This window comes from Desulfoprunum sp. (assembly GCF_053613775.1).
Genome location: NZ_JBSHXH010000004.1, coordinates 146,870 through 159,884 on the forward strand (window position 1 = coordinate 146,870; position 13,015 = coordinate 159,884).

The 13,015-nt window shown below is 58.9% G+C and carries 11 protein-coding genes and 3 pseudogenes; 9 read left to right on the forward strand and 5 right to left on the reverse strand.

Annotated elements, in window-relative coordinates; translation table 11 throughout:
• Positions 1 to 18: 18 nt before the first annotated feature.
• Positions 19 to 213, reverse strand: coding sequence for a hypothetical protein (locus ACWGKN_RS04795; RefSeq protein WP_424253190.1), 195 nt, complete (start codon positions 211 to 213; stop codon positions 19 to 21).
• Between the two features lie 95 nt (positions 214 to 308).
• Complete coding sequence (locus tag ACWGKN_RS04800; RefSeq protein WP_052159598.1) at positions 309 to 1,073, reverse strand: histidine phosphatase family protein; 765 nt, start codon at positions 1,071 to 1,073, stop codon at positions 309 to 311.
• A 60-nt stretch (positions 1,074 to 1,133) separates the two neighbouring features.
• Between ACWGKN_RS04800 and ACWGKN_RS04805 the strand changes: the two genes are divergently transcribed.
• The 7 genes and pseudogenes from ACWGKN_RS04805 to ACWGKN_RS04835 form a co-directional block, all read left to right on the forward strand.
• The gene (locus tag ACWGKN_RS04805) at positions 1,134 to 1,475 is read left to right on the forward strand and encodes a hypothetical protein (RefSeq protein ID WP_452094785.1); all 342 of its coding nucleotides are present in this window, start codon (positions 1,134 to 1,136) and stop codon (positions 1,473 to 1,475) included.
• Between the two features lie 102 nt (positions 1,476 to 1,577).
• Positions 1,578 to 2,752 (forward strand): annotated as a pseudogene (locus ACWGKN_RS04810) (AMP-binding protein); the annotation flags it as partial.
• Between the two features lie 243 nt (positions 2,753 to 2,995).
• On the forward strand, positions 2,996 to 3,232 hold the full coding sequence (locus ACWGKN_RS04815; protein ID WP_452095315.1) for an AMP-binding enzyme: 237 nt from the start codon (positions 2,996 to 2,998) through the stop codon (positions 3,230 to 3,232).
• A 23-nt stretch (positions 3,233 to 3,255) separates the two neighbouring features.
• Positions 3,256 to 4,245 (forward strand): electron transfer flavoprotein subunit alpha/FixB family protein, encoded by a 990-nt coding sequence (locus tag ACWGKN_RS04820; RefSeq protein ID WP_452094786.1) that lies wholly within the window; start codon positions 3,256 to 3,258, stop codon positions 4,243 to 4,245.
• A gap of 129 nt (positions 4,246 to 4,374) precedes the next feature.
• Positions 4,375 to 4,866: pseudogene (locus tag ACWGKN_RS04825) on the forward strand (acyl-CoA dehydrogenase family protein); the annotation flags it as partial.
• A complete protein-coding gene (locus ACWGKN_RS04830) occupies positions 4,859 to 5,500 on the forward strand; it encodes a TetR/AcrR family transcriptional regulator (RefSeq protein ID WP_424253202.1) in 642 nt (213 codons plus the stop codon). The pseudogene ACWGKN_RS04825 and the gene ACWGKN_RS04830, both read left to right, overlap by 8 nt.
• A pseudogene (locus ACWGKN_RS04835) lies at positions 5,436 to 6,455 on the forward strand (phosphotransferase family protein); the annotation flags it as partial. The gene ACWGKN_RS04830 and the pseudogene ACWGKN_RS04835, both read left to right, overlap by 65 nt.
• A 122-nt stretch (positions 6,456 to 6,577) precedes the next feature.
• Here ACWGKN_RS04835 and ACWGKN_RS04840 read toward each other — a convergent pair.
• The 3 genes from ACWGKN_RS04840 to ACWGKN_RS04850 all read right to left on the reverse strand — a co-directional run bounded on the left by ACWGKN_RS04840 (position 6,578) and on the right by ACWGKN_RS04850 (position 9,998).
• The gene (locus ACWGKN_RS04840; protein WP_452094787.1) at positions 6,578 to 6,919 is read right to left on the reverse strand and encodes a DNA integrity scanning protein DisA nucleotide-binding domain protein; all 342 of its coding nucleotides are present in this window, start codon (positions 6,917 to 6,919) and stop codon (positions 6,578 to 6,580) included.
• Complete coding sequence (locus tag ACWGKN_RS04845) at positions 6,837 to 7,193, reverse strand: hypothetical protein (RefSeq protein WP_052159792.1); 357 nt, start codon at positions 7,191 to 7,193, stop codon at positions 6,837 to 6,839. The genes ACWGKN_RS04840 and ACWGKN_RS04845 overlap by 83 nt, the downstream gene beginning before the upstream one ends.
• Positions 7,194 to 7,445: 252 nt before the next feature.
• Positions 7,446 to 9,998 (reverse strand): cation-translocating P-type ATPase, encoded by a 2,553-nt coding sequence (locus ACWGKN_RS04850; RefSeq protein ID WP_424253206.1) that lies wholly within the window; start codon positions 9,996 to 9,998, stop codon positions 7,446 to 7,448.
• 255 nt (positions 9,999 to 10,253) lie between these two features.
• Between ACWGKN_RS04850 and ACWGKN_RS04855 the strand changes: the two genes are divergently transcribed.
• Positions 10,254 to 10,859, forward strand: coding sequence for an undecaprenyl-diphosphatase (locus ACWGKN_RS04855; protein ID WP_035228036.1), 606 nt, complete (start codon positions 10,254 to 10,256; stop codon positions 10,857 to 10,859).
• Complete coding sequence (locus ACWGKN_RS04860) at positions 10,849 to 12,960, forward strand: LssY C-terminal domain-containing protein (RefSeq protein WP_452094788.1); 2,112 nt, start codon at positions 10,849 to 10,851, stop codon at positions 12,958 to 12,960. Before ACWGKN_RS04855 ends, ACWGKN_RS04860 begins: the two co-directional genes overlap by 11 nt.
• The last annotated feature ends 55 nt before the right edge of the window (positions 12,961 to 13,015 follow it).

Genomic DNA, 13,015 nt, shown 5'->3' on the forward strand with positions numbered 1-13,015 from the left:
CGTCGATTGCGGTCCTTTTCAATCGGGCTTCGTCCCAAGGCCGGGGGCAGTGGTCAAGGAATGCCTGACCACTGCCCCCTCGATACGTGATTCCGCCAGGGCCGGATTGCACTGTCCCGCAGCGCAACCATAGCCGGCCTGATGCTCGACAGCGGCCTCCGGATCGCCATTCAGCCGCCCCATGATCTGTTCGATTTTGTAACCAATCCTCATTATCATCCCCACCCCGATTTTCCCCAGGAATCACGCCGGTAACATTCCACGAGCGGAGCGTTTGGCCGGACGGCGGATTGCAGCCGCGGTGGCCTTCACCGGTAGGTGGCCAGATCGGGGTTGCCGGTCAGGTCGAGATGGGCGGTTGAATTGAAGCTCATCAATCGGCACCGCAACGGGGAGCCGGCCCCGGCCGCTGGGCCCGGCCGCGCGGTGAAGAGGGAGACCGAGGTATTTCTGATCCGCCAGCCGAGTTCGGTCGCGATCGAATCCGGCAGATCGAGCGCCAGTTGCAGAACCGCACTGATCACGCCGCCGGAGGTGAAGATGGCGATATTCTGCCCCGGGCGGCTGTTCTCGGCGACCGGTCGCAGTCCCTTCTCTATGCTGGATATATATTGCCGATATGATTCGATATCTGCTGAATCGTCGGTGCCGGCGACCCAGCGGCTGTAGAGGGTGTTGAACAGTTTCTGAAAGGCCTTCCGGTCTCCCCGGATGGCGGCGAAGGCGTTATCCGCCAGGCCCAGCTCAGCCGCTAGGCCGGGGAGAAGGGCGCGGATAATCGACTTGAAGTCGTATTCGTTGAACTCGCTCCGGATTGTGGGGGCAGGCGGTGGCTGGACGGGCTGTCGTTCGAGGACCAGCCCGGCCGTATCCCGCTGGCGCTTCATCTCGCCGGAATAGACGGCATCGAAGCGCAGGCCCGTCCTGGCGCAATGCGTTCCCGGGACCCGGCTCTGCTCCATGCCCAGCCGGGACAGACGGTCGTAATCCTCCTCGCCGAAGGATGCCTGGCCGTGCCGGACCAGCCAGAGCTTGACGCTTCTGCCGTGAGGGGAGGTGTCGGTTTCGATCATATATTCCCTCTAATGTATCAGGTTTGATTATTATAGTGTATTTAAGACAGGTTAACCGCCGTGGTCCGGTTGCGGCATGAGGCGGGCAGGTTGCTCTGCGATCGGGACTGGGAAGGCGGGATGCGGGAGACCCTCGAGCTCCCCGTGCCGGCTCTGGCGACCATCCAGGCGGGGCATTACGCTCCCCGCTACCCGAGCCTGTCCAATATCCTCAAGGCGGCGGCGGTTGCGAGCCGAATCATCACGGCGGCAGAGCCGGCCCTGGCCGGGACGGAGCCGGACGCGATCTTTCTTGCACCGATCGAGCCGGAAAAGACCAGGGCCGGGCGGATGGTCGGCGGCGGTATTCAGGCCCAGGTGGGCATATTCACATCGTTTTTGCAGGAGAGGGCGTTTTTGTGACAGTGGCGATCAACGCCTGGATCAAGGTGACTGCCGGACCGGTCGAGGTGGACGGACCGGTCCCGGATCACGAACCGAGCAATGGTGAGGACAACGACAATGATGGATGCAAAACCCTGGCTGGCCCACTACGATGAAGGTGTGCCACCCACGATCGACTACCGGCAGGTCCCCCTGCCCGAGATCCTGGCGGCCAACATCAGAGACTATCCCGGTCGCACCGCTCTGTACTTCCTGGGTTTTCGCCTGAGCTACGCCGACCTTGGCGGGATGATCGACCGTTTTGCCGCCGCCCTGGCCGGTTTCGGCATCGGCAAGGGCGACCGGGTGGCGATCCTGCTGCCCAACACGATCCCCTGTGTCGCCGCTTATCACGCCACCCTCAGGCTGGGTGCGGTGGTGGTGATGAACAACCCCCTCTACACCGACCGTGAGCTGATCCACCAGCTCAACGATTCGGGGGCCGTCTGCCTGGTCACCCTCGACCTGCTGGCCGGGCGGATGGCAGGTCTCAGGAGCGAAACGGCGATCCGCCGGATCGTCCACACCAGTCTCGAAGACTACCTCCCCCCGGCCCTGAAGGCGGCCAGGGTGGTGCCGACCGCCGAGGTCGCGCCCGCCGCAGACCTCTATCCCTGGTGCGCCCTGCTCGAAGAGCAGGTCCCCATGACGGAAATCGCCCCTGTGGCGATGGATGACCTGGCGATGCTGCAGTACACCGGCGGGACCACCGGGGTCGCCAAGGGAGCCATGCTCACCCACGGCAATATCAGCCGTCAGCTGCAGCAGGTCGACGCCTGGTTCCCGGCCTTCACTCGCGAAAACGACGAGGTGATGCCGGGGGCGTTGCCGTTCTTCCATGTCATGGGCCTCACCACCAGCATGAACTACTCCCTCTACCTGGGCTGGAGCAACGTCCTGGTCCCCAAGCCCCAGCCGGACCAGCTGATCGACACCCTGGACAAGTTCCGGCCGGGTTTCGTCTCGATGGTGCCGACCATGTGTATCGGCATCCTCCGCCACCCAGGATCGACAGCCTCGATCTCTCCTGCATCAAGGGCTGCTTCTCGGGCAGTGTCCCTCTGCCGGTCGAGGTGATCAACGAATTCAGGGCACGTACCGGGGCGACGATCTCCGAGGGCTTCGGCCTCAGCGAGTCCTGCCCGGTGACCCATATCAATCCCTGCATGGGCCGGACCAAGATCGGCTCGATCGGCCTGCCCCTCCCGGACACCGACTGCCGCATCGTCGACCTGGTCGACGGAAGCACCGATGTCGCCCCGGGCGAGGCGGGGGAACTGATCGTCAAGGGGCCGCAGGTGATGGCCGGCTACTGGAACCGGCCCGACGAGACCGCCGCCACCCTGCGGGACGGCTGGCTCTTCACCGGCGACATCGCCACGATGGATGGCGAAGGCTACTTCTATATCGTCGACCGCAAAAAGGACATGATCATCTCGGGCGGGTACAACGTCTATCCGCGGGAAATCGACGAGGTCTTCTTCGCCCACCCCAAGATGATGGAGGCCTGCGCCATCGGAGTGCCGCACTCCACCCGGGGAGAGCAGATCAAGGTCTTTGTCGTGCTCAAGCCGGGTGAGACCGCCACCGCGGCGGAAATGATCGATTTCTGCCGGGAGCGGCTGGCCGCCTACAAACTGCCCACCATGGTGGCCTTCTGCAAGGAACTGCCGAAGTCGACGGTCGGCAAGGTGCTGCGCAAGGACCTGCGCCGGATGGCGGCGGACGAGCCGTGAGCGGCGGCTGTGGGATACCGGAGATGACGGCTCTGCAATCCGGGATCCTGGTGATCGCCGAACCGGTCGCCGACCGGACCCCCTCGTTCCGTCACGAGCTCCTTGCCGCGGCGCAGACGATCCGGCGATTGTCCGGCGCCGGGGAGATGGCGATACGGATCCTGGTCCCGGGATCAGCTCCCCATGCCCTGGCCCAGGAGATCCATGATCGCACCGGGATCCCGACGCTGGCGGTGCGGTGGCCGGGCGAGGTGACGCCGGAAACCCTGCGCCAGGGCTTGACCCATGTCCTGGGACAATTGCGCCCCGCCTATGTCATCCTGCCCCAGACGACCATGGGGCGGGAGGTCGCGCCCTGTCTCGGGGCGCAACTCGGCGCCTGCACGGTGGCGGACGTTACCGATATTCAGCGGCATCGGGGGCGGCTGGTCTTCTACCGGCCGGTGCTGGACAACACCCGCCTCCTTCCCCTCCGCCCGGCCGGGAAGGGCATGTGCATCGTGACGATCGCCCCCGGGAGCTTTACCGGCGGACAGGGCGAAGGCGACGCCGCCAGGGGCGAGGTGATGACAATGGACGTGCCGCCGTCCTGCCTGCAGCCGGCGGTGCGGCGGTTGTCGATGACCAGGCCGGCGACGGAGAACCGGGAGATCCAGGGGGCCAGGATTGTGGTGGGGGCCGGCCGGGGCATCGAGAAACAGGAAAATCTTGCCAGGATGGAAGCGTTCACCAAGCGGTTCGCCGGCGCCTGCCTGGCCACCTCCCGCCCCCTGGTGGACATGGGCTGGGTGCCTTATGGCCGGCAGGTGGGGATTACCGGGGCCACGATCGCCCCCGATCTCTATATCGCCTGCGGCATTTCCGGATCGACTCAGCACCTGGCGGGGATGTCCGGGGCGAAATGGGTGGTGAGCATCAACAAGAATCCCGATGCCCCCATCTGCCGCCATGCGGACCTCGCCATCGTGGCCGACCTGAATGCCTTCATCGAGGCGTTCCTGGAATCGGGATGAGCACCATGCCGCCGGCCACCATCCACAGGCGGCAACGTTAACGGGTTTAACGCCTTCAAACTTCGTCAAAAGGAAATCACCGTGGACTTCCAGATATCGAATCGGATTCAAACCATCGTCGGCATGATCATGCTGGGGGCCGAAGGGCAGGGGTTTGTCATGGCTCAGGAACGGCTGGGGCCGGGCCGCATCCACCATTGCATGCGCTGGCTGGGGGTCTGCCGCCGGGCCTTCGACCTGATGTGCCGGCGAGCCAACAGCCGGGTGGTTTCGCCTTGCGGCGAGACGCTCGGCAGCCGCCAGATCGTCCAGGGCTGGATCGCCGAATCGGCAGCCGAGCTGGAATCGGCCCGCCTCCTCACCCTGCATTCGGCCTGGCAGATCGACAGCGTCGGGGCGGCGGCAGCCCGCGACTCCATCGCCATGATCAAATTTGTCGTCGCCAACACCATGGGCCGGATCGTCGACCGGGCCCTCCAGGTCCACGGCGGCCTGGGAATGACCGATGACACCATCCTCGCCTGGTACTACCGCCATGAACGGGCGGCCCGGATTTACGACGGGGCGGACGAGGTGCACAAGACGGCACTGGCCAGACGGATATTGAAAACCTATGCATGACGGCAGCACGAACTACACGACGTTCAAGAAACAGTACGCCGCCCGCTCCACCGCCGTCTCCCAGCAGGTCTACCTGGCCAACCAGGATACCATGCGGATCAAGAAGGAAAAGACGGCGGTGGACAACCTGGAAAAGATCCTCGCCGCCGTCTTCAGCATCTCCTCGAAGAAGGGCTTTCATGCCATGACGATGCGGGACCTGAGCCAGAAATCGGGGTTGAGCCCGGGCGCACTCTACCCCTATTTCGAGAGCAAGGACCAGCTGCTGGCCATCATCCTGGAACAGGGACGGTGCATAGTCTGCGACACCCTGGAGATGTTTTCCCGCGAACTGGCCCATCCCCTGGAGAGGCTGCGGGTGACCATCAAAACCCATATCTTCCTTTCGGAGCTCCTCCGACCCTGGTTCTATTTCGCCTTCATGGAGGCCAGGAACCTGAAATCGGCGGAATTCGAGGCGGTCAAGGCCCTGGAGGACCATACCCAGAAAATCTTATGCGATATCCTCGAGCAGGGGGAGGCGGAAGGAGTGTTCCGGCCCGGCGACCACGGTCAGGAGTGGGGAGGAGATCGATGCCGGACGAATCGGGGAATATCTCAGGACCAGGGTGCCCGGGCTGTCCGGCGCCATTGAAATCAGCCAGTTTCCTTCGGGCTATTCCAACCTGACCTACCAGTTGAAGGCCGGCGACAGGGAGATGGTGCTGCGCCGCCCCCCGATCGGGGCCAAGGTGGACAAGGGCCATGACATGGAGCGGGAATTCAGGGTGCTGTCGGCGCTGCATCCGGTGTTTCCCCGCTGCCCCCGGCCCCTGGCCTATTGCGATGATCCCGGACTCATCGGCGCCCCGTTTTCCGTGATGGAAAAAATGTCCGGCGGCATCCTGAGAAAAGACCTGCCCCCGGGGCTGACCCTGTCGCCGGGGCAGGCGCGGGCGCTGTGTGAAGGCCTGACCGACACCCTGGTGGAGATCCACGCCATCGACATGAAGGCCACGGGGCTCGATTCGCTCGGCAGGCCCGATGGCTATGTGCGGCGCCAGGTGGAGGGCTGGTCGGCCCGATACCGCAAGGCCAGGACGGAAGATGCCCCGGACTGCGAGAGGCTGATGGCCTGGCTGGCTCAAAACATGCCGGATGATACGGCCGCTCCCGCCATGGTCCATAACGACTACAAGATGGACAACCTGGTGCTGGACCCGGAGCGGTCGGACCGGATCGTCGGCATCCTGGCCTGGGAGATGGCCACCTACGGCGATCCCCTGATGGATCTGGGCAACAGCCTGGCGTATTGGGTCAACGAACATGACCCCGAGGAGATGCAGGTGATCCGGTCCATGCCCACCCATCTCCCGGGGATGCTGACCCGGCGGGAGATCGTCGCCCGGTATGGGGAGAAGACCGGCAGGAATATGAGCGATTTTCAGTATTATTACTGCTTCGGGCTCTTTCGCCCGGCCGTTATCGCCCAGCAGATCTACAACCGCTATTTCCACGGCTTGACCCGGAATAAACGGTTCGCCACCTTGATTTACGCGGTGCATGCCCTCGAAAAAGCGGCGTTGCGGACCATCGATACGTCTGAAATCCGACAGGTTTTGTCGGCGGTAGCGATGGCGACAAGGGCTTGGCAGGAGCGCCGTCCCGATCAGGATCGCATCGACGAGCGATCGGCGCCTCCGGAGGGGGAGAAGTCCGGTCGAATCCATTATCAGGTGAAGTGGAGCAGTTCTCTGCCCGCCTGGTAGACCGTGATCTCTCCGGAGGATTCGGAGAGGACGACCGCTATGGCATGGGTATGACCTGTGAGTGCGCGGGCTGAGTGGTGGCGCGCCCCCTTGCCGGATTGCATCCCGTCGTCGGGACGGCCTTGAGAAGCGATGAAGGCGGCGGAAGACCGGACTTCACCGTTGGGGCTGACCAGAAACGCCCCGTCCAGGGCGCTCAGTTCACGGATTATTTCAATGAAATCATTGCGGGAAGATGTTGCGTATGTTTTCGGGATAGCCGGCGCATGGGTTGAGGATGAACTGCCAGGTGTACGGTGCCACATCCTCGGGTGAGCTGAGAATGAAGCTGGTGCCGATCGGCTTGCCCTCCCGCCCTTCACGGGCGAAGCGCATGGCGATTGTGATGAGCATCAGCAGGGTTTGCGGAGTTTTGATGCTTTCGAACGAGTCGATCTGGTTGTCCAGCAGCCAGGGCAACCGACTGGAGGGGATGACGATCTGCAGTCCGTTGATCATGCCGTGTTCGCAGGCGGTGAGATTGATCGCTCGTTTGTGGAATTCCAGCCTGCCGGTGACGACGGCGAGGAAATAGCCCAAGGTGAGAAAATTTTTTCCCGACCGACGAGAGGGGGATTGCCACGAGTGGAAGGGGAAGGAAGGGAACAATGAAAAAGCCGCTGCAGCAGCTTGCCACTCACGCCGTCAGCCGGCAATCGCACCGTCCGCCCGCACGCCCCAACGCCAGGACCATCAGAGGACAGCAAGGAGGGCGCTCCTGTCAAAAAAAGAAAGCCATCTCCGGGCGCAACTCCGAACCTGCGGATTGCGTACAACGTGATCGCGGGACTTTCAGGTGGTGTGGGCGCTCCGGTTCGTCACCAGTTTATAGAGCTCAAATCCCGCGATGCTCAGCAGGCCAGCGAGGGAACAGAGGGCAATCTCCAGCGTATCGACCTTTTCAAATTGAAACACATTTCTCAGGAACGGGACATTCAACACCAGGGCCAGGAAAAGGATGGCTCCGCCCACAACCCATTTCACGGTTACATTGGGGGTGGCGAGGATCTGGAAGATATTTTTGTTCCAGGAACGGTTGGACAGTATCACGGCGATATTGGAGGAGATAAGGGCGATAAAGGAGAAGGCCCGCACCTCTTTTTCCGCATACCCCAGATACAGACCGGCACCGTACAGCGCCAGGACGATGACCAGAACACTCACCCCCTGCAGGCAACTGAGAAAGATCTTGCGGCCGCTGAAAAAGGGTTCATCCAGCCTGGCTGGAGGCCTGGCCATCACGTTGGTCTCCGCCATTTCAGCCTCAAAAATGATCGAACAGGCAGGGTCGATGATCAATTCCATAAAGACAATATGAACAGGCCACAGGATAAGCGGCAGGTCGGCGAAAAAGATCGGGATAAGGGAGAGACCGGCGATCGGTACATGGATCGCAAAGATATATCCCAGGGCTTTCTGGAGGTTGTCGAAAATCCGCCGCCCCATCCGTACCGCCCCGACGATGGAGGCGAAGTTGTCATCGAGAAGGACCAGCGATGAGGCCTCGCGCGCGACATCCGTACCTTTTTCACCCATGGCGATGCCGATGTGCGCCGCCTTCAGGGCCGGGGCATCATTGACTCCGTCACCGGTCATCGCCACGATCTCATTGTTTTTCTTCAAGGCGTTGACGATTTTCAGTTTCTGTTCCGGCATCACCCTGGCAAAGACATTGACGGTCTTGATTCTCTCACCCAACTCAACTTCAGACATCGCCTGCAATTCCGGGCCGGTGATGCAGGCGTCATGGTTGCGCAGACCGATTTCCCCGGCGATGTTCATCGCCGTCACGGGATAATCGCCGGTTATCATGATGACCCGGATGCCGGCACGATAACATTCCTGAACCGCCTCCGGCACATTTTCCCGAACAGGATCGGCCAGGCCGATCAGACCGACAAATGCAAAATCGAAATCATGCTGTATTGCCGGCAGGTTTGAGGCGTTGACCCGGGCCTTGCCTACCCCCAGGACCCGCAGGCCTTTGGCCGCCAGATACTCCACAGCCGTGGCCAGTTCTCTCTGTTTATCGTTATCCAGATGACACAGGTCGAAGATCGCCTCGGGAGCACCCTTGACGGCTGAGGTTTTTTCATCGGTACCTACCTGTCTGAAGACTCTCGACATGGCCAGCAGGTCCCTGGACAATGGATATTCCTTCAACATCTCCCAGTCGGCGTGGACATGCTCGGTGTCGCGCAGATACAGCTCACTCATCCGCAATATGGCTTTTTCCATGGGATCAAAGGGATTGGTCTGGCTCGACAGCATGGCGTATTCGGCAATTTCGTGGAATCCTTCAGGGAAATTCCGGGACTCGGCCAGAGAAAAAAACTCGGTGCCGTTGGACAGCCAGGCGACAGTCATCTTGTTCTGGGTGAGGGTGCCGGTTTTATCAGAGCACAGGACTGTGGCCGAGCCGAGGGTTTCGATGGCGGCAGGCTTCCTGGTCAGGACATTGCGTTTTGACATGCGCCAGGCACCGAGAGCCAGAAAGACAGTAAGGACAACCGGAAATTCCTCGGGGAGCATGGCCATGGCCAGGGTAATACCGGCGAGAAAGCCCTTCAGCAGATCTCCTCTGGAAAGGGTATAGACGACGATCACCAGCAGACACAGGGCGAGACCGATGACGGTCAGTTTTTTTACCAGCCTGCCCATCTCGCGCTTGAGCTTGGTCTCCTCTTCGGTTACAGACTCAAGGGCCTTGCCGATTTTACCGATCTCGGTGTTCATGCCGATGGCCGTGACCCTGGCCAGGCCATTGCCCTGGACGATCAGCGAACCGGAATAGACAAAAGGCAGATCATCACCGCCCGGGTGGACCTTTTCCTCCAATCCGTCCCATTCGCTCTTGCGAACCGGTACCGGTTCGCCGGTCAAAAGTGACTCATCGGCCAGGAGGTTGACGGATGTCAGGACGGTGGCGTCGGCGGGCACCCTGTCGCCCTCCTGCAGAACGATGATGTCATCCGTTACGACCTCGCGTCCGGCGATTCGCTTTTCCATGCCATCGCGGATGACCAGGGCTCGGGGACTCGCCAGATCCTTCAAGGCATCGAGGGCCTTCTCGGTCTTTTTCTCCTGATACAGCTCAATCCCCATGATCACAAAGACGAAGCCGAGGAGCATCAGGCCTTCATGCACATCGCCAAGAATCAGGTACAGTGCCCCGCAGGCCACCAGCAGCAGGAACATCGGTTCCTTGACCACCCCCAGGGCAATGGCCAGAATATTTCTGGGCTTCGAGGAGGGGAGTTCGTTGTGACCATCCTGTTTGATTTTATCGAGCGCCTGCGACTCGCTCAAGCCTTGCGCCATGTTCTGATGTCTGTCGATGGTCATGGTGTGCGTCGTGTGATGATATTCAAGTGGGGAAGGGCTGATCGGCTTAAGACTCAACGGCTGGAAATGTGGTGTCGCCGTTTAAGCGGAGCATTGGAACTGGGTCTGTTCGTCAGACCTCCAGACTGGTTTTTCACAATTTCTTCATCTTGCAATGGTAACACTCCGTCTCGGTCGACAACGTGCTCGTATGTAATTCCTGTGTTCCAGGTTTCTCCCTGCTGAAGCAATATAGAGGTTGGCGAGAAAAATACAATGTTAAATCAATTAAATATAGTAATATTCGAGTGTATCAACGCTTTTGCCGGCAGATCCTCAGTCCTCGATCAGGTGGCACGGATAACAGCCGAATATCTCCCGCTGATTTTTGCCGTATGGCTCGTCATTTTATGGCTCAAGAAGGAAAAAATTTATAAAAACATTGCATTGCTCGCAGGATATTCAATGTTGACTGATCTGTCGCTCAATTTCATGGTCACCATCTTTTATTTCCACCCAAGACCTTTCATGGAAGACATGGGAATACTCCTGGTTCAACATGCCGCTGAAACATCGTTCCCGTCTGATCACGCAACGCTCATGCTGTCAATTGCCAGCACGCTCGTTTTCTTTGAACAATCATGCATGCAAGGTATCATTCTGTTTGTTCTTGGCCTTCTCGGCGGGCTGGCAAGGGTCTTCTGCGGACTCCATTTCCCGTTGGACATCGTCGGGTCGATCCTCATCGCTACCTTGTCTTCGATCTGCATCTTCCGCATCCGGACACATCTGTCTTGCCTGAATGATCCGGTTATCAGATTTTTCGATTATTCTTCACGGCGTATCAAAGCACAGTTGTCGAGAGACCATCATGTTCAATGACCTTATCAATCATATACTGCCTTCGGTCGAACATTTTCGCGGTGGAGGGTATTGGGTCGCTTTTTTTGCCGCTCTGCTTGAAACAACCGCAGGGATCGGCCTCATTCTTCCCGGTTCGACAATAATCCTCATCCTTGGCGCGCTGGCCGCCCGGGGGTATCTCGACCCCGGTGATCTTATCTGGTTCGCCGTTCTCGGGGCGATCGTCGGCGATAATGTAAATTACTCTCTCGGAAAGAGATTCGGTGCGCGCTGGCTCAAGAACGGCATCTGGTTCATTAAGCCAGATCACCTTGAAAAAAGCAGACATTTCATGGATAAGCATGGAGCCAAAAGTATCTTTCTCGGGAGATTTGTACCAAGCCTGAAAGAGGTGATGCCATTCATCGCCGGCAGCATCCAGATGAATATCAGAACATTCATGTTCTGGAATGCCCTCGGGGCCATTGGATGGGGTTTCCAATGGGTCCTTGCCGGATATGTTTTCGCCCATTCCCTTAACCTCGCAGAATTGTGGTTGTCGCGGGCCGGCTTGTTCCTTGCGGTGGTCCTGCTCCTCGGCACGCTTCTCTACAGCGCCAAATGGTTCATTATAAAAAATGGCAAGGATATCTCTCCTGTCGTCGGTTCTCTGTGGAATTCCGTCAAGGGAGCTTTCCTCGGCAATGAGCATATACATGCCTGGATTGAACGACATCCTGGGACCACCACGTTTCTCCACAGTCGGTTGAACAATTCAACCTTTACCGGATTGCCGTTATCGATTCTGATATTGGCGTTTATTTACGTACTGGCGTTGTTCGGCGGCATCGTTGAAGACCTGATAACCTCTGATCCCATTGTCTTCGCCGATATCCGTGTTGCCAACCTCCTTGCCGTCTTCCGTTCCGACGGTCTGGCAACGGTTTTTACCTGGATAACCTTGCTCGGGAAAAGCCAGGTCGTCATCGTCGTCATCGCCGCAGCAACCGTCCTGCTGCTGATATGGCGGAGATATATGTATGTCTTTCCTTTTCTCATCGCCGTGACGGGAAGCGAGATTTTCACCTATCTTGGCAAACTCGCATTCCATCGCCCCCGCCCGGAAATGGCAATTTTTGCTGAAAGCTCATTCTCTTTTCCCAGTGGTCACGCGACCATTGCGGTTGCACTGTACGGCTTCATCTCCTACATCCTCATTCGCTTGACACCCAGTTGGCAGAGGAAGGTGAATATTTTTTTCACCGGGATCCTGATGATATTGGCCATTGGACTCAGCCGGATATACCTCGGAGTCCATTATCTGAGCGATGTGTGGGGCGGTTACCTGGTTGGGGCGATGTGGCTGATCATCGCCATCAGTATCTGCGAGTGGCTGCAGTATCGGGTTATCCGCAATGAACCCCCCGCTCCAATGCGAATGGCGGGGCCAATATCGCTTGCCCTTGTCTGCACCACCGTCCTGTTCTTTGTGGGCTTTGCCCTGCATTATCATCCTTCTCCTGCGACCAGCGGTTCAAACCCAATGACAGCCGTTTCGGATGTCACCGCTATTTTTGCAAATGATCACATGCATTCCACCGAATCCGTGCTGGGCGAAAAACAAGAACCCCTGAATTTTATCATTGTGGCCAAAGATGAGCGGCAACTGATCGACACATTGACGAGTAGAGGTTGGATCAATGCCGATCGAGTCGGCGCTGCTTCCTTCATCAAAGTCATGCAATCCCTTGTCTTAAAAACTCCGTATCCATCCGCGCCAGTGTCTCCCTCATTCTGGAACGCCAGGACACAAAACTTCAGTTGTGTAAAACCGGACGCTAACACTCTTGCCCCCGTAACCCATCACCTCAGGATCTGGCGTACGTCGGCGATTACCAGGGAAGGGGCGTCCATATTTGTCGGTTTGGTCAATGCCGTTGCCGGTACCAAATGGGGGATCGTTCCGAAACTCTCCGCCGATCTCGATTCCGAACGCGAGTCGCTCTATCAGGACCTGCTCGTGTCGGGTAAGATTCGGCTTCTGGGCAAAAAGCAACTGGTTCAACCTCAAATCGGGACAAATTTTATAGGGGATCAATTTTTTACGGATGGGAAAGCCTATATAATCTCGCTGTTATAAGCATGAAACGACCTTCCCCGCTCACTCGGCCACCGGCAAAGGTGGTGACCTCTCA